Annotated in this window: 32 protein-coding genes; 31 read left to right on the plus strand and 1 reads right to left on the minus strand. The window is 51.8% G+C overall.

Annotation, left to right across the window (positions count from 1 at the left end; genetic code table 11):
* From IEX86_RS21630 to IEX86_RS21780, 31 genes are all read left to right on the plus strand, one after another.
* A partial coding sequence (locus IEX86_RS21630; protein WP_505909231.1) for an EF-Tu C-terminal domain-related protein occupies positions 1–108 on the plus strand: 108 nt, incomplete at its 5' end.
* 142 nt (positions 109–250) lie between these two features.
* Positions 251–562, plus strand: coding sequence for a 30S ribosomal protein S10 (rpsJ, locus tag IEX86_RS21635; RefSeq protein ID WP_003243886.1), 312 nt, complete (start codon positions 251–253; stop codon positions 560–562).
* 83 nt (positions 563–645) lie between these two features.
* Positions 646–1,281 carry a 50S ribosomal protein L3 gene (gene rplC / locus IEX86_RS21640; protein ID WP_188868224.1) on the plus strand — a complete coding sequence of 212 codons (636 nt, stop codon included), beginning with the start codon at positions 646–648 and terminating at the stop codon, positions 1,279–1,281.
* Between the two features lie 14 nt (positions 1,282–1,295).
* Positions 1,296–1,898: a 50S ribosomal protein L4 gene (gene rplD / locus IEX86_RS21645; protein ID WP_010796751.1), complete on the plus strand. Its 603-nt coding sequence runs from the start codon at positions 1,296–1,298 to the stop codon at positions 1,896–1,898.
* Positions 1,895–2,194, plus strand: a complete 300-nt coding sequence (gene rplW, locus IEX86_RS21650; RefSeq protein ID WP_010796752.1) for a 50S ribosomal protein L23 — start codon at positions 1,895–1,897, stop codon at positions 2,192–2,194. The genes rplD and rplW overlap by 4 nt, the downstream gene beginning before the upstream one ends.
* 13 nt (positions 2,195–2,207) lie before the next feature.
* Entirely contained in the window at positions 2,208–3,029 is an 822-nt protein-coding gene (gene rplB / locus IEX86_RS21655; protein WP_188868225.1) for a 50S ribosomal protein L2, read from the plus strand.
* Between the two features lie 18 nt (positions 3,030–3,047).
* Positions 3,048–3,323 (plus strand): 30S ribosomal protein S19, encoded by a 276-nt coding sequence (rpsS, locus tag IEX86_RS21660; protein ID WP_188868226.1) that lies wholly within the window; start codon positions 3,048–3,050, stop codon positions 3,321–3,323.
* Between the two features lie 13 nt (positions 3,324–3,336).
* Positions 3,337–3,669: a 50S ribosomal protein L22 gene (rplV, locus tag IEX86_RS21665; RefSeq protein WP_003103908.1), complete on the plus strand. Its 333-nt coding sequence runs from the start codon at positions 3,337–3,339 to the stop codon at positions 3,667–3,669.
* A gap of 13 nt (positions 3,670–3,682) precedes the next feature.
* Entirely contained in the window at positions 3,683–4,369 is a 687-nt protein-coding gene (rpsC, locus tag IEX86_RS21670) for a 30S ribosomal protein S3 (protein ID WP_188868227.1), read from the plus strand.
* 12 nt (positions 4,370–4,381) lie between these two features.
* Positions 4,382–4,795: a 50S ribosomal protein L16 gene (gene rplP / locus IEX86_RS21675; RefSeq protein ID WP_188868228.1), complete on the plus strand. Its 414-nt coding sequence runs from the start codon at positions 4,382–4,384 to the stop codon at positions 4,793–4,795.
* Positions 4,795–4,986, plus strand: coding sequence for a 50S ribosomal protein L29 (gene rpmC, locus IEX86_RS21680; protein ID WP_010796757.1), 192 nt, complete (start codon positions 4,795–4,797; stop codon positions 4,984–4,986). Before rplP ends, rpmC begins: the two co-directional genes overlap by 1 nt.
* A gap of 2 nt (positions 4,987–4,988) precedes the next feature.
* Positions 4,989–5,255 (plus strand): 30S ribosomal protein S17, encoded by a 267-nt coding sequence (gene rpsQ / locus IEX86_RS21685; RefSeq protein WP_010796758.1) that lies wholly within the window; start codon positions 4,989–4,991, stop codon positions 5,253–5,255.
* Between the two features lie 12 nt (positions 5,256–5,267).
* Complete coding sequence (rplN, locus tag IEX86_RS21690) at positions 5,268–5,636, plus strand: 50S ribosomal protein L14 (RefSeq protein WP_007161241.1); 369 nt, start codon at positions 5,268–5,270, stop codon at positions 5,634–5,636.
* Between the two features lie 12 nt (positions 5,637–5,648).
* Positions 5,649–5,963: a 50S ribosomal protein L24 gene (gene rplX, locus IEX86_RS21695; RefSeq protein WP_188868229.1), complete on the plus strand. Its 315-nt coding sequence runs from the start codon at positions 5,649–5,651 to the stop codon at positions 5,961–5,963.
* Positions 5,964–5,982: 19 nt separating this feature from the next.
* On the plus strand, positions 5,983–6,522 hold the full coding sequence (gene rplE, locus IEX86_RS21700; RefSeq protein WP_188868230.1) for a 50S ribosomal protein L5: 540 nt from the start codon (positions 5,983–5,985) through the stop codon (positions 6,520–6,522).
* Positions 6,523–6,534: 12 nt separating this feature from the next.
* A complete protein-coding gene (rpsN, locus tag IEX86_RS21705; protein ID WP_188868231.1) occupies positions 6,535–6,840 on the plus strand; it encodes a 30S ribosomal protein S14 in 306 nt (101 codons plus the stop codon).
* A gap of 161 nt (positions 6,841–7,001) precedes the next feature.
* Entirely contained in the window at positions 7,002–7,394 is a 393-nt protein-coding gene (gene rpsH, locus IEX86_RS21710) for a 30S ribosomal protein S8 (RefSeq protein WP_188868232.1), read from the plus strand.
* 11 nt (positions 7,395–7,405) lie between these two features.
* Positions 7,406–7,939 carry a 50S ribosomal protein L6 gene (gene rplF / locus IEX86_RS21715; RefSeq protein WP_010796763.1) on the plus strand — a complete coding sequence of 178 codons (534 nt, stop codon included), beginning with the start codon at positions 7,406–7,408 and terminating at the stop codon, positions 7,937–7,939.
* A 10-nt stretch (positions 7,940–7,949) separates the two neighbouring features.
* Positions 7,950–8,300, plus strand: coding sequence for a 50S ribosomal protein L18 (rplR, locus tag IEX86_RS21720; RefSeq protein ID WP_010796764.1), 351 nt, complete (start codon positions 7,950–7,952; stop codon positions 8,298–8,300).
* 3 nt (positions 8,301–8,303) lie between these two features.
* Positions 8,304–8,804 carry a 30S ribosomal protein S5 gene (gene rpsE, locus IEX86_RS21725; protein WP_188868233.1) on the plus strand — a complete coding sequence of 167 codons (501 nt, stop codon included), beginning with the start codon at positions 8,304–8,306 and terminating at the stop codon, positions 8,802–8,804.
* 2 nt (positions 8,805–8,806) lie between these two features.
* Positions 8,807–8,989 (plus strand): 50S ribosomal protein L30, encoded by a 183-nt coding sequence (rpmD, locus tag IEX86_RS21730; protein WP_010796766.1) that lies wholly within the window; start codon positions 8,807–8,809, stop codon positions 8,987–8,989.
* A gap of 3 nt (positions 8,990–8,992) precedes the next feature.
* Complete coding sequence (gene rplO / locus IEX86_RS21735; protein ID WP_188868234.1) at positions 8,993–9,427, plus strand: 50S ribosomal protein L15; 435 nt, start codon at positions 8,993–8,995, stop codon at positions 9,425–9,427.
* Entirely contained in the window at positions 9,428–10,756 is a 1,329-nt protein-coding gene (secY, locus tag IEX86_RS21740; RefSeq protein ID WP_188868235.1) for a preprotein translocase subunit SecY, read from the plus strand.
* A gap of 29 nt (positions 10,757–10,785) precedes the next feature.
* The gene (gene rpmJ / locus IEX86_RS21745; protein WP_003281814.1) at positions 10,786–10,902 is read left to right on the plus strand and encodes a 50S ribosomal protein L36; all 117 of its coding nucleotides are present in this window, start codon (positions 10,786–10,788) and stop codon (positions 10,900–10,902) included.
* 132 nt (positions 10,903–11,034) lie between these two features.
* The gene (gene rpsM / locus IEX86_RS21750) at positions 11,035–11,391 is read left to right on the plus strand and encodes a 30S ribosomal protein S13 (RefSeq protein WP_188868236.1); all 357 of its coding nucleotides are present in this window, start codon (positions 11,035–11,037) and stop codon (positions 11,389–11,391) included.
* Between the two features lie 30 nt (positions 11,392–11,421).
* Positions 11,422–11,811 carry a 30S ribosomal protein S11 gene (gene rpsK, locus IEX86_RS21755; RefSeq protein WP_003093689.1) on the plus strand — a complete coding sequence of 130 codons (390 nt, stop codon included), beginning with the start codon at positions 11,422–11,424 and terminating at the stop codon, positions 11,809–11,811.
* A gap of 16 nt (positions 11,812–11,827) precedes the next feature.
* Positions 11,828–12,448, plus strand: coding sequence for a 30S ribosomal protein S4 (rpsD, locus tag IEX86_RS21760; protein WP_188868237.1), 621 nt, complete (start codon positions 11,828–11,830; stop codon positions 12,446–12,448).
* A gap of 22 nt (positions 12,449–12,470) precedes the next feature.
* A complete protein-coding gene (locus IEX86_RS21765) occupies positions 12,471–13,472 on the plus strand; it encodes a DNA-directed RNA polymerase subunit alpha (protein ID WP_010796771.1) in 1,002 nt (333 codons plus the stop codon).
* Positions 13,473–13,515: 43 nt separating this feature from the next.
* Positions 13,516–13,908: a 50S ribosomal protein L17 gene (gene rplQ, locus IEX86_RS21770; protein WP_188868238.1), complete on the plus strand. Its 393-nt coding sequence runs from the start codon at positions 13,516–13,518 to the stop codon at positions 13,906–13,908.
* Positions 13,909–14,072: 164 nt separating this feature from the next.
* The gene (locus IEX86_RS21775) at positions 14,073–15,530 is read left to right on the plus strand and encodes a catalase (protein WP_188868239.1); all 1,458 of its coding nucleotides are present in this window, start codon (positions 14,073–14,075) and stop codon (positions 15,528–15,530) included.
* 124 nt (positions 15,531–15,654) lie between these two features.
* A complete protein-coding gene (locus tag IEX86_RS21780; protein ID WP_188868240.1) occupies positions 15,655–16,527 on the plus strand; it encodes an MBL fold metallo-hydrolase in 873 nt (290 codons plus the stop codon).
* Between the two features lie 15 nt (positions 16,528–16,542).
* Here the strand turns inward: IEX86_RS21780 and uvrA are convergent, their stop codons facing one another.
* Positions 16,543–19,377, minus strand: a complete 2,835-nt coding sequence (gene uvrA, locus IEX86_RS21785; RefSeq protein ID WP_188868241.1) for an excinuclease ABC subunit UvrA — start codon at positions 19,375–19,377, stop codon at positions 16,543–16,545.
* Between the last annotated feature and the right edge of the window lie 236 nt (positions 19,378–19,613).

A 19,613-nucleotide genomic window follows, 5' to 3' on the forward strand; every position in this document is an offset into this window, starting at 1 on the left:
GTTGTTACCCTGATCGCTCCGATCGCCATGGAAGAAGGTCTGCGCTTCGCAATTCGCGAAGGCGGCCGTACCGTAGGCGCCGGCGTGGTTGCCAAGATCGTCGAGTAATATCGACGTTCGTCTAGAGAAGGCCCTTCGGGGCCTTTTCTGCTTTGTCTATTATTGACACCCCTCTGGCGTCTCTATAGAATTGCGCCTCCTTTTATCGGGCATATTCTGCCTGAGGGGAAAGCTTGGAGTCTGAGGTCAAATGCAAAACCAACAAATCCGTATTCGGTTGAAGGCTTTTGATCATCGCCTGATTGATCAGTCCACCCAGGAAATCGTGGAAACCGCGAAGCGTACTGGGGCTCAGGTGCGTGGTCCGATTCCTCTGCCTACCCGCAAGGAACGTTACACTGTGCTGATTTCTCCGCACGTCAACAAGGATGCACGTGACCAGTACGAAATTCGTACTCACAAGCGTGTGCTGGATATTGTCCAGCCAACGGATAAAACCGTTGATGCGCTGATGAAGCTCGACCTTGCTGCTGGTGTAGAAGTACAAATCAGCCTCGGCTAAAACCTTGGGGTTTTAGTCGTGTAACGCTCTGAAATGGGCGGCCATAGCGGGTGAAAGCCCCGTACACTCAAGAGGTTTATACAATGACTATTGGTGTAGTCGGTCGTAAGTGCGGCATGACCCGCGTTTTCACCGAGGAAGGTGTTTCCGTTCCGGTTACAGTCATCGAGATTGAGCCGAATCGTGTTACACAGATGAAGGTAGAAGATACTGATGGCTATCGTGCTGTTCAAGTAACAGTCGGTGAGCGTCGTGCTTCTCGTGTCAGCAAGGCTCAGGCAGGTCACTTTGCCAAGGCAAGCGTTGCTGCTGGTCGTAGCGTTCTTGAATTCCGTCTTGAAGAAGGCGAATACAACGCTGGTGATCAGATCACAGTTGATATATTCCAGGCTGGACAGCTAGTCGATGTGACTGGTCAGTCTAAAGGTAAGGGCTATGCCGGTACCATTAAGCGCTGGAACTTCCGTGGTCAAGATAATACTCACGGTAACTCCGTTTCTCACCGCGCACCTGGCTCTATCGGCCAGTGCCAGACTCCTGGTCGAGTGTTCAAGGGCAAGAAAATGTCCGGTCACCTGGGTGCTGAGCGTGTAACTGTGCAGTCCCTTGAAATTGTCCGTGTTGATGCTGAGCGCAACCTGTTGCTGGTCAAGGGTGCCATTCCTGGCGCGCCTGGCGGTGATGTGGTTGTTCGTCCTGCAGCCAAGGCTCGCGGTTAAGAGGGGAACGGAACATGCAACTTAATGTAAATGGCTCACAGGCTATCGAAGTCTCTGAGCGCGCCTTTGGCGGCGAATTCAACGAGACTCTAGTTCATCAGGCAGTAGTTGCCTATATGGCTGGCGGTCGTCAGGGTACTCGCGCTCAGAAGACTCGCTCTGAAGTGTCCGGTGGCGGTAAAAAGCCCTGGCGTCAAAAGGGCAGCGGCCGTGCTCGTGCGGGTACTATTCGTAGCCCAATCTGGCGTGGCGGTGGTACCACCTTTGCTGCTAAGCCGCAAAATCATGAGCAAAAGCTCAATAAAAAGATGTACCGTGCTGCGCTGCGCTCCATTCTGGCAGAGCTGGTACGTCTGGATCGTCTGGTCGTAGTAGACGAGTTTTCTATCGATGCCCCTAAGACTAAAGGGCTGGTAAACAAGCTTGACGGCCTTGGCCTGAAAGATGTCCTGATCGTAACTGATAATGTCGATCAGAACCTTTACTTGGCTGCCCGCAACCTACCTTTCGTTGATGTTCGTGATGTGCAGGGCTCTGATCCTGTTAGTCTGATCGCATATGACAAGGTTTTGGTCACAGTGTCTGCCGTGAAGAAATTCGAGGAGCTGCTGGGATGAACCAGGAACGTGTATTCAAGGTACTGCTTGGTCCGCACATCTCCGAGAAGGCAACTGTGCTGGCGGAAAACCAAAAGCAGTTCATTTTTAAGGTTGCTACCGATGCAACCAAGCTGGAAATCAAAAAAGCGGTCGAACAACTGTTTGACGTCAAAGTGCGTAGTGTTAGCACCCTGAACGTAAAGGGTAAAACTAAGCGTACTGCACGTGGTCTGGGCAAGCGTAACGATTGGAAGAAGGCATACATTGCTCTCCAGCCGGGCCAGGACCTTGATTTCTCCAGCAATGCTGAGTAAGTAAGGGGGCATCATGGCAATCGTAAAATGTAAGCCGACCTCCGCTGGCCGCCGTTTCGTGGTCAAGGTTGTCAATAATGATCTGCACAAGGGCGCCCCATATGCTCCTCTTCTAGAGAAGCAGGGTAAGTCCGGTGGCCGTAATAACAACGGTCGTATCACCACTCGTCACAAGGGTGGCGGTCATAAGCAGCACTACCGCCTGGTAGATTTTCGTCGCGATAAGGATGGGATTCCTGCGGTTGTTGAGCGTCTAGAGTACGATCCAAACCGTACTGCTCACATTGCGCTGTTAAAGTATGCTGATGGCGAGCGTCGTTATATTATCGCTCCGAAAGGTGTAGCTGCTGGTGATCAGCTGATCTCTGGTGCAGGTGCGCCGATCAAGGCTGGTAACAGCCTGCCGCTGCGTAACATTCCAGTGGGTAGCACTGTTCATGGTATCGAGCTTAAGCCAGGTAAGGGTGCTCAGATTGCACGCTCCGCTGGTGCATCTGCTCAACTGGTTGCTCGTGAGGGTGCTTATGTAACCTTGCGTCTGCGTTCCGGTGAAATGCGTAAGGTATTGAGTGAATGCCGTGCGACGTTGGGTGAAGTATCCAACACTGAGCACAGCCTGCGCTCCCTGGGTAAAGCAGGTGCTAAGCGCTGGCGCGGTGTTCGCCCAACTGTTCGTGGTGTGGCGATGAACCCTGTCGATCACCCGCATGGTGGTGGTGAGGGTCGTACCTCCGGTGGCCGTCATCCAGTGTCTCCATGGGGCTTCCCGACCAAGGGCGCGAAGACCCGTGCGAACAAGCGCACTGACAAGATGATCGTCCGTCGCCGCAAGTAATGAATTGAGGATACGACTGTGCCACGCTCTCTTAAGAAAGGTCCTTTTATCGATCTTCACCTATTGAAGAAGATCGAAGTTGCGGTAGAAAAAAACGATCGTAAGCCAATTAAAACTTGGTCGCGTCGTTCGATTGTTCTTCCGCAGATGGTTGGTCTGACCATTGCTGTACATAACGGCCGTCAGCATGTTCCGGTGCTAGTCAACGAAGACATGGTTGGTCATAAACTCGGCGAGTTCGCTGCTACCCGCACTTATCGCGGTCATGCGGCTGACAAGAAAGCCAAGCGTTAAGGGGTAAGGAAAGATGGAAGTAGCCGCTAAGCTGTCGGGCGCTCGAATCTCTGCCCAGAAAGCCCGCTTGGTCGCCGACCAGATCCGCGGGAAGAAGGTGGGCGAGGCGCTCAACCTCCTGGCTTTCAGCAGTAAGAAAGCTGCCGAGATCATGAAGAAAGTGCTGGAGTCGGCTGTTGCCAACGCCGAGCATAACGAAGGCGCAGACGTAGATGACCTAAAAGTCTCTACAGTTTTCGTCAACGAAGGGCGTTCGCTGAAGCGCATCATGCCGCGCGCCAAAGGTCGTGCTGATCGCATCGTGAAGCGGTCTTGCCATATCACGGTCAAGGTTGCGGACAAGTAACGGAGTCGATCAGATGGGTCAGAAAGTACATCCCAATGGCATTCGCCTGGGCATCGTCAAGGAGCATACTTCCGTTTGGTATGCAGATAAGCGCACTTATGCTGATTATCTGCTTGCTGACCTGAAGGTCCGTCGGTATCTCCAAGACAAACTAAAAAGCGCGTCCGTAAGCCGTATCGATATCCATCGTCCGGCTCAAACTGCACGCATTACTATCCACACCGCTCGTCCCGGTATCGTTATCGGTAAGAAAGGTGAGGATGTAGAAAAGCTGCGTCAGGACCTGACCAAGCAAATGGGTGTGCCAGTGCACATCAATATCGAAGAGATCCGCAAGCCGGAGCTCGACGGTGCGCTGGTTGCGCAAAGCGTAGCTCAGCAGCTCGAGCGTCGTGTGATGTTCCGTCGCGCTATGAAGCGTGCGGTCCAAAGCGCGATGCGTCTTGGCGCCAAAGGCATCAAGATCCAGGTGAGTGGTCGTCTTGGCGGAGCAGAGATTGCTCGTACCGAGTGGTATCGCGAAGGTCGTGTGCCTCTGCACACACTGCGTGCCGATATCGACTACGCAACTGCGGAAGCACACACCACTTATGGTGTGATCGGTGTGAAGGTTTGGATCTTCAAGGGTGAGGTCATTGGTGGCCGCCAGGAAGAGCTTAAGCCTGTAGCTCCTGCTCCGCGTAAAAAAGCTGCTAAGTAAGGAGTACGCATCATGCTGCAACCCAAGCGTACGAAATTCCGCAAGCAGATGACCGGCCATAACCGTGGCTTGGCTCATCGCGGTAGTAAAGTAAGTTTTGGCGAATATGCGCTTAAAGCTGTTGGCCGTGGCCGTCTTACTGCTCGTCAAATCGAAGCAGCTCGTCGTGCCCTAACGCGTCACGTTAAGCGTGGCGGTAAAATCTGGATCCGTGTGTTCCCGGACAAGCCTGTTACCAAAAAGCCCCTTGAAGTACGTATGGGTAAAGGTAAGGGTAGCGTTGAGTACTGGGTAGCCCAGATCCAGCCGGGCAAGGTCCTCTACGAGATCGAGGGTGTTTCTGAAGTTCTGGCTCGTGAGGCTTTTGCTCTCGCAGCTGCCAAGCTTCCAATTGAAACCTCCTTTGTTAAGCGGACGGTGATGTAATGAAAGCGCAAGAATTACGTGAGAAATCCGTCGAGGAGCTGAACGAGCAGCTTCTTAGCCTGCTGCGTGACCAGTTCAATCTGCGTATGCAGAAGGCAACTGGCCAATTGGGGCAGTCTCACATGCTCTCGCAAGTGAAGCGCGACATTGCTCGTGTCAAGACTGTGCTGAACCAGCAAGCAGGTAAGTGATCATGGCTGAAGCTGAAAAGACCGTCCGTACACTGACCGGCCGAGTGGTCAGTGACAAAATGGACAAAACCATCACCGTATTGATTGAGCGTCGCGTTAAGCACCCGATCTACGGTAAATACGTCAAGCGTTCCACTAAGCTGCACGCCCACGACGAAAACAATCAGTGCCGCGCTGGTGACCTTGTCACCATTCGTGAAACTCGCCCTCTGGCAAAGACCAAGGCGTGGACGCTGGTTGATGTCGTCGAGCGCGCCGTACAAGTGTAAGGGTGAAGAGCCATGATTCAGACTCAATCCATGCTCGATGTGGCCGATAACAGCGGCGCTCGTCGTGTTATGTGCATCAAGGTGCTGGGTGGTTCGCATCGCCGCTACGCAGGTATCGGCGACATCATCAAGGTCACCGTTAAAGAAGCCATTCCTCGCGGAAAGGTGAAAAAGGGCCAGGTGATGACGGCTGTTGTGGTGCGTACCAAGCACGGTGTGCGTCGTACTGACGGTTCCATCATTCGTTTCGACGGTAATGCTGCTGTTCTTTTGAACAACAAGCAGGAGCCTATCGGTACCCGTATCTTTGGGCCGGTGACGCGTGAACTTCGTTCTGAGAAGTTCATGAAGATCGTCTCCCTTGCCCCCGAAGTGCTGTAAGGAGTATCCGTCATGCAAAAGATTCGTCGTGACGATGAAGTAATCGTCATCGCAGGCAAGGATAAGGGCAAGCGTGGTAAGGTGCTCAAGGTTTTAGCTGATGACCGTTTGGTTGTTGGTGGTGTAAATCTTGTCAAGCGTCACACCAAGCCTAACCCCATGCTGGGCGCGCAAGGTGGCATTGTTGAGAAGGAAGCTCCTCTGCATGTCTCCAACGTTGCTATCTTCAATCCTGAAACCAGCAAGGCTGACCGCGTAGGTTTCAAGGTCGAAGACGGTAAAAAAATCCGTATCTTTAAGTCGAACCAGAAAGCGGTTCAGGCTTAAGGTTGCTAGGTAGATCACCATGGCACGATTGAAAGAAGTTTATCGGAAGGACATCGCGCCCAAGCTGAAAGAACAGCTTCAGCTGGCTAATGTGATGGAAGTTCCACGTATCACTAAGATCACCCTGAATATGGGTGTTGGTGAGGCGGTAGGTGATAAGAAAATTATCGACAATGCGTTGGCCGACCTCGAGAAAATCGCGGGTCAGAAGCCTGTTGTAACTTATGCGCGTAAGTCGATTGCTGGTTTCAAAATCCGTGACGGTTGGCCAATTGGCGTTAAAGTAACTCTGCGTAGCGATCGCATGTATGAGTTCCTTGATCGTCTGTTGGCAATCTCGCTGCCGCGTGTTCGTGACTTCCGTGGTCTGAACGCTAAGTCCTTTGATGGTCGCGGTAATTACAGCATGGGTGTTAAAGAGCAGATTATCTTCCCGGAAATCGATTATGATAAAATCGATGCGCTCCGTGGCATGGATATCACTCTGACTACAACTGCTCGTTCGGACGAAGAAGGGCGTGCACTGCTTCGTGCATTTAACTTCCCGTTCCGTAACTGATAGGAGTTACCTATGGCTAAGCAGAGCATGAAGAACCGTGAGCTGAAGCGTCAGCAAACGGTCGCTAAGTTTGCAGCGAAGCGCGCTGAGCTGAAGACAACTATTGCTAACCCTAACACTTCTCCAGAAGATCGTTGGGCTGCACAGGTTGCTCTACAGAAGCAGCCCCGTGACGCTAGCGCCAGTCGTTTACGTAATCGCTGCCGTCTGACTGGACGTCCTCACGGTGTATACCGTAAGTTCGGTCTATCGCGTATTATGTTGCGTGAAGCTGCAATGCGTGGTGATGTTCCAGGTCTGGTCAAGGCTAGCTGGTAATATCGCAGCAAATTTGTAGTAAGTTAACGAATCAAGCCCCTTTTGGGGCTTGATTCGTTTTTATATGCCTATTAGAATATCCGGCTCGCCCGAGTCCGCGTGTTTTGGTTGGGCAGTTTCAGAGCTATAGGCTCATTTATGCATTTAGGAGCTACAAGCCCATGAGTATGCAGGACCCGTTAGCAGATATGCTAACTCGTATCCGTAATGCCCAGATGGCTGAAAAGTCCGTCGTAAGCATGCCTTCTTCCAAGCTGAAGGTGGCAGTGGCTAAAGTCCTCAAAGACGAAGGCTATATCGCGGGTTTTCAGGTCAGCACGGAAATTAAGCCACTGCTGTCCATCGAATTAAAGTACTTCGAAGGCAAGCCTGTAATCGAAGAGCTTAAGCGTTCTAGCCGTCCTGGCCTACGCCAGTACAAATCTGTTGACCAGTTGCCGAAAGTACGCGGTGGCCTGGGTGTGTCGATCGTTTCCACCAACAAAGGTGTGATGACGGATCGTGCAGCCCGGGCTGCTGGTGTTGGCGGCGAAGTGCTCTGCACTGTTTTCTAAGGGGAAGAAGCATGTCTCGCGTTGCTAAAAACCCCGTTAAGCTCCCTGCTGGCGTTGAAATCAACCTGGCTGGTCAACAGCTTTCTATCAAGGGTTCCAAAGGCTCTCTGGAGCTGAAGGTGCATCCTTCTGTTGAAGTTTCTCAAGAGTCCGGCGAGCTCCGGTTTGCTGCCCGCAACGGCGATCAGCAGACTCGTGCTATGGCTGGTACGACACGCGCTCTGGTTAACAATATGGTCATTGGCGTTAGCCAAGGCTTCGAGCGTAAACTTCAGCTGGTTGGTGTGGGTTACAAAGCTCAGGCCAAGGGCCAAGTTCTTTCGCTTTCCCTGGGCTTCTCTCATCCGGTCGACTATGAATTGCCGCAAGGCATCACTGCTGAAACCCCGAGCCAGACTGATATCCTGATTAAGGGTATTGATAAGCAGCTTGTTGGGCAAGTGGCAGCAGAGATTCGTGATTTCCGTCCGCCAGAGCCGTACAAAGGCAAAGGTGTACGTTATTCCGACGAAGTCGTTCGCCGTAAAGAAGCCAAGAAAAAGTAGGGCATAGCAAATGAGCGTAAAGAAAGAAACTCGACTGCGTCGCGCTCGCAAGGCACGCCTGAGAATGCGCGAGCTGGAAACTGTACGCCTATGCGTATACCGTTCCTCTCAGCATATCTATGCCCAGGTCATCGCGGCCGATGGCAGCAAAGTCCTGGCCAGTGCATCGACTTTGGACAAGGATCTGCGCGAAGGCGCAACCAGCAATATCGAAGCGGCGCAAAAGGTCGGCAAGCTGGTAGCAGAGCGTGCCAAAGCGGCTGGCGTTACTCAGGTAGCGTTTGATCGTTCTGGCTTCAAGTATCATGGTCGCGTTAAGGCGCTGGCCGATGCCGCTCGTGAAGGCGGGCTGGAGTTCTAAGTCATGGCAAACAACGATCAAAAGCGCGACGAAGGTTACATTGAGAAGCTTGTTCAAGTTAACCGCGTTGCTAAAACCGTAAAAGGTGGCCGCATTTTTGCCTTTACTGCACTAACTGTAGTAGGTGATGGCAAGGGCCGTGTTGGTTTTGGCCGTGGCAAGGCTCGTGAAGTTCCTGCTGCGATCCAAAAAGCTATGGAAGCTGCGCGCCGTAATATGATTCAGGTTGATCTGAACGGTAACACGCTGCAGTACCCTGTGAAGTCTTCTCACGGCGCATCCAAAGTGTTTATGCAGCCCGCTTCTGAAGGTACAGGTATCATCGCTGGCGGTGCTATGCGTGCTGTTCTAGAGGTGGCTGGTGTTCAGAACGTTCTGGCTAAGTGCTATGGCTCCACTAACCCAGTAAACGTGGTTTACGCTACGTTTGAAGGTTTGAAGCATATGCAATCGCCTGATTCGGTTGCAGCTAAGCGTGGCAAGAGTGTCGAGGAGATTCTCTAATCATGGCTACTTCAACTGTTAAAGTTACTCTGATCAAGAGCGTGAATGGCCGTTTGGCTAATCACAAGGCTTGTGTCAAAGGTCTAGGCCTGCGTCGCATTGGTCATACCGTCGAGGTTCTGGATACTCCAGAAAACCGCGGCATGATTAATAAGGCTTACTATTTACTGCGTGTGGAGGGTTAAGTTATGAAACTTAACGATCTACGTTCCGCTCCTGGTGCGCGTCGCGAGAAGCTACGTCCAGGCCGTGGCATCGGTAGCGGTCTGGGTAAGACTGGCGGCCGTGGCCACAAAGGTGCTACTTCCCGCTCCGGTGGTAAGGTTGCTCCAGGTTTTGAGGGTGGCCAACAGCCCCTTCACCGTCGTCTGCCTAAGTTCGGTTTCGTGTCGCTGAAAGCTCTTGACCGTGCCGAAGTTCGTACTTCTGAGCTGGCTAAGGTCGAAGGTGGTGTGATCACCTTGCAAGCGCTGAAAGATGCCAACGTTATCAATCGTAGCATTGTACGCGTTAAGGTCGTTCTCTCTGGCGAAATCGGTCGTGCCGTTACCCTAAAGGGCATTCCTGCCACTAAGGGTGCACGTGCGGCTATCGAAGCAGCTGGCGGTAAGATCGAGGAATAAATGGCTAAGCAAGGTTCTCTCTCTGCGCTCAGTAATGGCGGTTTGTCGGAACTGTGGGCGCGCTTGCGCTTTCTGTTTCTTGCAATCATCGTTTATCGAATTGGTGCGCATATTCCAGTTCCAGGTATAAATCCTGACCAACTGGCTGCACTGTTTCGGCAGAACGAGGGGACCATTCTTAGCCTGTTCAACATGTTCTCTGGCGGTGCGCTGGAGCGGATGAGTATTTTTGCTCTTGGGATCATGCCGTATATTTCAGCATCGATCATCATGCAGCTTCTCACCGCTGTCAGCCCACAGCTAGAGCAGTTGAAGAAAGAAGGCGAGTCTGGTCGCCGCAAGATCAGCCAGTACACTCGCTATGGCACGCTCGTACTTGCGTTAGTTCAAGCTACGGGCATGTCTGTAGGGCTGGCGAGTCAAGGCGTAGCCTTTTCAGCTGGGTTCAGCTTCTATTTTGTTGCTGTTACCACATTTGTTGCAGGCGCGCTTTTCATGATGTGGTTAGGTGAGCAGATAACCGAGCGCGGTGTCGGCAATGGGATTTCCATGCTGATCTTCTCGGGAATTGTTGCTGGCTTACCGCGGGCGATTGGCCAATCCTTCGAATCTGCTCGTCAAGGCGATATCAATATTTTCGCTCTGATAGCTGTAGGTCTGGTTGCTGTTGCTATCATTGCGTTCGTGGTCTTCATCGAGCGCGGCCAGCGTCGTATTGCTGTTCATTATGCTAAGCGTCAGCAAGGCCGTAAGGTGTTTGCAGCGCAAAACAGCCATTTGCCACTGAAAGTAAATATGGCGGGTGTTATTCCTGCTATCTTTGCAAGTAGCATATTGCTGTTCCCGGCTTCGCTAGGGTCGTGGTTTGGTCAGTCTCAAGGTTTTGGTTGGCTTCAGGATATGGCTCAAGCCATTGCACCTGGACAGCCACTCAATATTCTGCTGTTTAGTGCAGGGATTATTTTCTTCTGCTTCTTCTATACAGCTCTAATGTTTAACCCTAAAGACGTTGCCGAGAACCTAAAAAAGTCTGGTGCGTTTATTCCAGGAATCCGTCCTGGTGAGCAGTCTGCACGTTATATAGATGGCGTGCTGACGCGTTTGACCATGTTCGGCGCCCTGTATATGACGGCGGTCTGCTTGTTACCCCAATTTTTGGTGGTTGCAGCCAACGTGCCGTTTTACCTTGGCGGGACTTCGCTGCTGATCGTGGTTGTGGTGGTCATGGACTTTATGTCTCAGGTCCAATCACACCTTGTATCTCACCAGTATGAGTCTCTGATGAAGAAAGCCAACCTGAAGGGCTACGGCGGCGGAATGCTCCGCTAATCGCTACCCGTAAGGTTAAGGAGTTGGTGATGAAAGTTCGTGCATCGGTCAAAAAGCTGTGCCGTAACTGCAAAATCATCCGTCGCGACGGCGTCGTTCGGGTGATCTGCAGCGCGGAGCCGCGTCACAAGCAGCGCCAAGGCTGAGTGTGAATACACGCGTATAACCCGACAGCTAGTGTGCTGTCGGGTTGATCATTTTTTACTACAGCGTTAATATCTCGCGCCCTTTTCTTGGCTTCCAGGGCGTGGGTTGCTGTCACATGGAGTTTTTCTAGAATGGCCCGTATTGCAGGCGTTAACATTCCGGATAACAAGCATACTGTTATCTCGCTGACCTATATCTATGGTATTGGTCGCACTACTGCTCAGAATATCTGTGCGGCTACAGGCATCAGCCCGTCCGCCAAGATCAAGGAACTGAGCGACGAGCAGATTGATCAGCTGCGTAATGAAGTCGCTAAGCTCGTTACCGAAGGTGACCTGCGCCGCGAAATCAATATGAACATCAAGCGCTTGATGGACCTGGGTTGCTACCGTGGCCTTCGCCACCGTCGCGGTCTGCCGGTTCGTGGTCAGCGTACCAAGACCAACGCACGTACCCGTAAGGGCCCGCGTAAGCCGATCCGCAAGTAATCGCATCCGCGAATCGACAGGAATCTAGTCATGGCAAAACCTGCTGCTCGTCCTCGTAAAAAAGTCAAAAAGACAGTGGTCGATGGGATCGCCCATATCCACGCGTCTTTCAACAACACCATCGTAACCATTACTGATCGTCAGGGTAATGCGTTGTCCTGGGCTACTTCTGGTGGTTCCGGCTTCCGTGGCTCCCGTAAGAGCACTCCGTTCGCTGCACAGGTGGCAGCTGAGCGTGCCGGCCAGGCAGCTCTTGAGTACGGTCTCAAGAATCTTGACGTAAATGTCAAAGGCCCAGGCCCGGGCCGTGAGTCTGCAGTGCGTGCATTGAACGCCTGTGGTTACAAGATCGCCAGCATTACCGACGTGACGCCCATCCCGCATAATGGATGCCGTCCGCCGAAGAAGCGTCGCGTGTAATAGGAGACAGTAAGAGATGGCTCGTTACATTGGTCCCAAGTGCAAACTGTCCCGCCGTGAAGGCACCGATCTCTTCCTGAAGAGCGGTGTGCGCGCGATTGAATCCAAGTGCAATATTGAAACTGCTCCTGGAGCTCACGGTCAGCGTCGTGGTCGCTTATCCGACTATGGTCTGCAGCTACGTGAGAAGCAGAAAGTTCGTCGTATTTACGGTGTTCTTGAGCGTCAATTTGCTGGTTACTACAAAGAGGCTGCTCGTCGCAAAGGCGCGACAGGTGAAAACCTGCTGCAGCTGCTCGAGACTCGTTTAGATAACGTTGTTTATCGTATGGGTTTCGGCGCTACTCGTGCAGAGTCTCGCCAGCTGGTTTCTCACAAGTCCATTACTGTTAATGGTCAGACTGTAAATATCCCGTCCTACCAAGTTAAGCCTGGTGATGTGGTAGCAGTACGCGAGAAGGCAAAGAATCAACTGCGTATCGCCCAAGCTCTCGAGCTTTGCGCCCAGCGCGGTCGTGTTGAGTGGGTAGAAGTCGACTCTGAGAAGAAGTCTGGTACGTTCAAGAGCGTTCCGGCTCGTGCCGACCTTTCTGCCGACATCAACGAAAACCTGATTGTCGAGCTCTACTCCAAGTAAGGGCTAGAAAATAGGTGCATCCATGCAGAGTTCGGTAAATGAGTTCCTGACCCCCCGTCACATTGATGTGCAGGCGGTCAGTCCAACCCGCGCCAAAATTACGCTCGAGCCTCTCGAGCGCGGTTTTGGTCATACCTTGGGCAACGCGCTTCGTCGCATTTTGTTGTCCTCCATGCCTGGCTGCGCGGTGGTCGAAGCCGAAATTGATGGCGTACTACACGAGTACAGCGCAATCGAAGGCGTGCAGGAAGACGTTATTGAAATCCTGCTTAACCTTAAAGGTCTGGCTATCAAGCTTCATGGTCGTGACGAGGTTACTCTGACTCTTTCCAAGAAAGGTCAGGGTCCCGTTTTGGCTTCCGACATTCAGCTAGAGCATGACGTTGAAATCGTCAACGGTGATCATGTCATTGCTCATCTAGCTGATAACGGCTCGCTAAATATGCGACTGAAGATTGCTCGTGGCCGTGGCTATGAGCCAGCTGATGCTCGTCAGAGCGAGGAAGACGAGACGCGTGCGATTGGTCGCCTGCAGCTCGATTCTTCTTTTAGTCCGGTTCGCCGTGTGGCCTATGTGGTCGAAAACGCTCGTGTTGAGCAGCGTACTAACCTGGATAAGCTGGTTCTAGATCTCGAGACCAACGGTACTCTTGACCCAGAAGAAGCTATCCGCCGTGCTGCAACCATCTTGCAACAGCAATTGGCTGCTTTCGTTGATCTTAAGGGCGACAGTGAGCCTGTTGTCGTTGAGCAGGAAGACGAAATTGATCCGATTCTGCTGCGTCCGGTTGATGACCTTGAACTGACCGTCCGCTCGGCTAACTGCTTGAAAGCTGAGAACATCTACTATATCGGTGATCTGATTCAGCGCACTGAAGTAGAGCTGCTCAAGACTCCTAACCTGGGTAAGAAATCTCTTACCGAGATCAAGGATGTCCTAGCTTCACGTGGTTTGTCGCTTGGCATGCGCCTGGACAACTGGCCCCCGGCAAGTCTTAAGAAGGACGATAAGGCTACAGCCTGATCGTTATTAGTCACCGAACGTTAGTTTGGTAAGGAATTTAACCATGCGTCATCGTAAAAGTGGTCGTCACCTGAACCGCACGAGCGCACACCGCAAGGCTATGTTCCAGAACATGGCTGTGTCGCTGTTCGAGCATGAACTGATCAAAACTACTCTTCCGAAAGCTAAGGAACTGCGCCGCGTTGCTGAGCCGCTGATCACTTTGGCTAAAGAAGACAGCGTAGCTAACCGTCGTTTAGCTTTCGATCGTACTCGTTCGAAAGCTGCCGTTGGTAAGCTGTTTAACGATCTGGGTAAGCGTTATGCGAACCGCCCAGGTGGTTATCTGCGTATTCTCAAGTGCGGCTTCCGCGCTGGTGATAACGCTCCTATGGCCTATGTTGAACTGATTGACCGTCCTATTGGCGGTGCAGTTGAGGCCGAATCCGCTGAGTAAGCGGTAAGCGTTATAAAAAGCCGGGCCTTGTGCCCGGCTTTTTTGTGGCTTTATCTATTGATTTTTCTATTAAAAAGCTAGATCTAATAAATTGGATCTACTGCCTCACTTTTAAGATACTTCTCTACAAGACGCGCTGACGCGCAATTGAAGGGAGAAGTTTCATGAGCCAGAACAATACGCTCACTACTGCTAGTGGCATTCCAGTTGCCGATAACCAGAACTCTCGCTCCGCAGGGGAGCGTGGCCCCTTACTGTTAGATGACTTCCATCTAGTTGAAAAGCTGGCTCACTTTAACCGTGAAGTAATTCCTGAGCGCCGTGTCCATGCGAAAGGTTCTGGTGCTTATGGTACTTTTACGGTTACTCAAGACATTACCAATCTTTCCTCTGCCAGCCTCTTTGCCAGTGTAGGCAAGCAGACACCTGTATTTTTGCGTTTTTCTACTGTTGGGGGAGAACGTGGATCGGCAGATACAGAGCGTGATCCTCGCGGTTTTGCCTTGAAGTTTTATACTGAAGAAGGCAATTGGGATATCGTTGGCAACAATACACCTGTATTTTTTCTGCGTGATCCTCTTAAGTTTCCTGACTTTATCCATACGCAAAAACGTAATCCGCAGACCAATTTAAAGAGCCCGCAAATGATGTGGGACTTTTGGTCGCATTCGCCCGAGTCTCTGCATCAGGTGACCATCCTATTCTCGGACCGGGGTATTCCGGATGGCTATCGTTTCATGCATGGCTTTGGGAGCCATACATTTAGTGTCGTCAACGCTGCGGGTGAGCGCCGTTTCGTGAAATGGCATTTCAAGAGCAAGCAGGGGATTAAGAACCTAACGCCTACTGAAGCTACCCGTTTAGCAGGTACTGATCCAGATTATGCGCAACGTGATCTGTTTGAGGCAATCGAGCGAGGCGATTATCCCCAGTGGCGTGTTTGTGTTCAGGTAATGGAGGAGGCGGAAGCCTTTAGCCGTGCTGAAAACCCATTTGACGTCACGAAAGTGTGGTCGCAGAAAGAGTTTCCACTGATTGAAGTAGGTGAGTTAGAGCTGAATCGTAATCCGCTCAACTATTTCGCTGAAGTCGAGCAGGCGGCGTTTGCGCCTAGTAATGTGGTTCCAGGTGTTGGTTTATCGCCTGACCGTATGCTTCAAGGACGTGTCTTTGCTTACGCAGATGCTCAGCGTTACCGTATTGGTACCAATTATCAGCAATTACCGGTAAACGTACCGCGCTCGCCTTATCAAAACTACCAGCGCGATGGAGCTATGCGCTTTGATGGAAACGGCGGGTCAGCGCCAAATTATGAGCCTAACAGCTTTAACAGTGCGCCTAAGCAGGCTCCTCAGTATCGTGAGCCAGCAATGCCACTAAGTGGCTCGGCTGATCGTTATGATCATCGATTAGATGAAGATTATTACTCTCAAGCGGGTGCCTTGTTCCGTCTGATGTCTGACGAGCAAAAGGCCTTATTGATCAGTAATATCGTTGGTGCCATGCAATCTGTTACGCGTGATGTTCAGCGTCGCCAGATTGGTCACTTCCTTAAAGCAGATCGTGCCTACGGTGAAGGTATTGCTCATGGCTTGAGCGTGCCCTTAAGCGAAGTAGAATAGGTCTCGTACCTTCTAAAGGCCCCTCTTGGGGCCTTTTTATTGCCTGTAAATAAATGTCTTGCCTACGGAAACACTTGGAACTCAATGCGTGTCGCAATAGAGAAGTCATATCAAGGTGGATCTCATGCGTATACATCATCTCAACTGCGGTTGTATGTGCCCATGGGGCGGTGCGCTTTTTGACGGGTTTAGCAAGGGGCTAACCGGGCATCTGGTTTGCCATTGCTTGCTGGTGGAGACGGACCACGATGGTCTCGTATTAATTGATACGGGATTTGGTGCACGTGATGTTCATGCACCTCATAAGCGGCTTAGCTCATTCTTTATTGGGTTCAACAATATCCAATTTGAGATGCGTTATACGGCTATTGAGCAAATTAAGACGCTTGGCTTTCAAGCAAGTGATGTGCGGCATATCGTTTTAACCCATCTTGATTTTGATCATGCGGGTGGTCTGGAAGACTTTCCTGAAGCAACAGTGCATGTGCTTGAGCGCGAAATGAACACGGCCCGCCTACCTCATGGTTATCTTGGTAGCCGGCGTTATCGATTTCATCAGTGGGATCAGGTTAAACGTTGGGAGTTATATGAACCTCAAGGTGAGGCTTGGTACGGATTTTCTGCAGTTCGCGATTTGAAGGGGCTTCCGCCGGAAATTCTTATGATCCCTTTAGCGGGGCACACTTGGGGGCATGCAGGTATTGCAATCCAAACACCAACAGGCTGGTTGCTTCATGCTGGTGATGCTTATTTTTACCGGGACGAGGTCGGGCAGTCGAAGCGCTCTTGTACGCCGGGCCTGCGTTTCTATCAAACGATGATGGAAGTTAATCGAGAGCTCCGTTTGCATAATCAGCAGCGCTTACGTGAGCTTTCGCTGATGCATGCTGGTGAGATAGAACTATTCTGCAGCCATGATGCGAAAGAGCTTGAGCGCTGCCAGCAAAGTAGGCCGGCAGCGCCCAAGTTCGTCGATAGTGTCCCTACCAACTCCTAACGATTGTAGAGGTTCTTAAGCCCGATCACGCTCCAAGAGAGGTCCCAAGAATCGACCAGTATGAGAGGCCGGGTTCTTGGCTACGTCTTCTGGCGTGCCTGTGGCAATGATCTGGCCGCCCTTTGAGCCGCCTTCAGGCCCAAGGTCTACCAGCCAGTCCGCTGTCTTGATGACATCCAGGTTATGCTCAATCACTACTACGGTATTGCCGTGATCACGTAAACGATGAAGCACATCGAGCAATTGCTGAATATCCGCAAAGTGAAGGCCGGTAGTCGGCTCGTCAAGGATGTAAAGCGTCTTGCCTGTATCACGCTTGGACAGCTCTCGGGCCAACTTGACGCGCTGCGCCTCTCCACCGGAGAGCGTGGTAGCGCTTTGGCCTAGGCGTATATAGGACAAACCTACATCCATTAGCGTTTGAAGCTTGCGGGCCAAGGCTGGCACTGCATCAAAGAATTCCCTGGCCTCCTCGATAGTCATGTCCAAGACTTCTGTAATGGTTTTGCCCTTGTATTTAACTTCGAGCGTCTCGCGGTTGTAGCGCTTACCTTTACAGACGTCGCATGAGACGTAGATGTCAGGCAAGAAATGCATCTCTACCTTGATAACGCCATCACCCTGGCATGCCTCGCAGCGACCACCTTTGACGTTAAAGGAAAAGCGACCTGGCCCGTATCCTCTGGAGCGGGCTTCTGGTACTCCAGCAAATAGCTCGCGAATTGGGGTGAAGATACCAGTGTAGGTTGCAGGGTTTGATCGGGGTGTCCGCCCGATGGGACTCTGATCAATATCAACGACTTTATCGATATGTTGCAAGCCATCGAAGGAGTCATATGGCGCGACTTCAAGCGTAGTAGCCCCATTTAAAGCCGTTGCTGTGATAGGGAAAAGGGTGTTGTTGATCAGGGTTGATTTGCCTGAGCCTGAAACGCCTGTAATACACGTGAACAAGCCTACCGGAATGCGTAGGTCAACATTCTGTAGGTTATTGCCGCGAGCACCCTTGATAACGAGTTCTTTCTTTTTGTCACGTTTGGTGCGCTCGGCAGGGACGATAATTTTCTTTCGCCCAGAAAGGTACATTCCTGTTACGGACTCAGGGTGTGCCATAACTTCTGCTGGCGTACCTTGAGCAATAATTTGCCCGCCATGTACGCCGGCTCCAGGGCCAATGTCGACAACGTAATCTGCAAGGCGGATTGCATCTTCGTCGTGCTCTACGACGATAACCGTGTTACCCAGGTTACGTAGGTGCGTTAGGGTGCCTAACAGTCGCTCGTTGTCACGTTGATGCAGGCCAATGGAAGGCTCATCAAGAATGTACATGACCCCAACAAGGCCTGCACCAATCTGGCTGGCCAGGCGGATACGCTGTGCCTCACCGCCAGAAAGTGTGTCAGCGCTGCGATCCAGAGTGAGGTAGTCCAAACCCACATTAACCAGGAACTGTAAACGCTCACGGATTTCTTTAAGGATTTTATCGGCAATCTGACCTTTATGGCCTGCCAAGCTCAGGTCCGAGAAATAGCTCGTCGCATCCCCGACTGGAAGACGCGTCACGGCAGGGAGTGTTTTATCGCCTACCCATACATGGCGTGACTCACGGCGCAGACGTGTTCCGTTACACTCTGAGCAGGGCTGGGTGCTTAAGTACTTTGCTAGCTCGTCTCGAACGCTCTGCGATTCAGTTTCACGGTAACGGCGTTCCAGGTTTGGCAGAATGCCCTCAAAGGGATGAGACCGTTTAACGATATCACCGCGATCGTTGAGGTAGCGAAATTCCACGCCATCACGACCAGAGCCATTAAGCACTGCTTTCTGATGATTAGCGCTGAGATTTTTGAATGGCTCCTCCAGGCTGAACCCGTAGTGTGACGCTAATGAGCCCAGCATTTGAAAGTAATACACATTACGACGGTCCCAACCGCGTATGGCACCTTCCGCCAGAGAGAGCTCATTATTCACAACACGGCGCGCATCGAAAAACTGCCTGACGCCTAGACCATCACAGGTAGGACAAGCACCTGCTGGATTGTTAAATGAAAACAGCTTAGGTTCGAGCTCACCAATAGAAAACCCGCAAATAGGACAGGAGAAGCGGGCTGAGAAGAGTACCTCTTCGCCTTCTTCATCCTCCATAGGCGCAATCACGGCGATATCATCGGCCAGTTTGAGCGCTGTCTCGAAGGATTCTGCCAAACGTTGCTGGATATCATCGCGCACCTTAAAGCGATCAACTACGATCTCAATAGTGTGCTTTTTCTGCTTATCCAGTTTGGGTAGATCGTCCAGCTCGTACAGGCGACCATCTACGCGAGCGCGAACAAAGCCCTGTGCCCGCATCTCTTCGAAGATAGCCTGATGCTCACCCTTGCGCTCACGGATGACAGGGGCCAGCAGCATAAGACGACGGCCTTCAGGCATGCTGATGACTTGGTCAACCATTTGGCTGACGGTCTGGGCTTCCAGAGGCACATCGTGATCAGGGCACCGTGGTGTACCTACGCGCGCATAAAGCAGGCGCAGGTAATCGTAGATCTCGGTAATCGTTCCTACGGTAGAGCGAGGGTTGTGCGAAGTGGACTTCTGCTCGATGGAAATCGCGGGTGACAGCCCTTCAATACTGTCTACCTCAGGCTTTTCCATCATCGACAGGAACTGGCGCGCGTAGGCCGAGAGTGATTCGACATAGCGGCGCTGCCCTTCGGCATAAAGTGTATCGAATGCCAGGGATGACTTGCCCGACCCGGAAAGGCCTGTAATGACGATAAGCTGATCGCGGGGAAGGGTAAGGTCGAAATTTTTTAGATTGTGGGTTCGCGCCCCACGGATAAGGATCTTATCCACGTATTTTATGGCCTCGCTTGGCGGGCATCGGAGAACCCGCAATTGTACGACGTCGGCAGGATGCGCGTCGAAACGTCGCGCCTGTGCCGGGCAGATCAAGACTGGTAAAATTGTGAGTGCTCTTCAGCGATAATGGCCGCCTTGCCAATTTGGCAGCGGTACAGCCAGGGGACAGCATGTCTGGGGTATAAGTCGGCATGCTTGGGCTTCGTCCCTCTTTCTTATATGTGGTCATT

Source organism: Pseudomonas asuensis (assembly GCF_014646755.1).
In the GTDB taxonomy this organism is placed as follows: Bacteria; Pseudomonadota; Gammaproteobacteria; order Pseudomonadales; family Pseudomonadaceae; genus Chryseomonas; species Chryseomonas asuensis.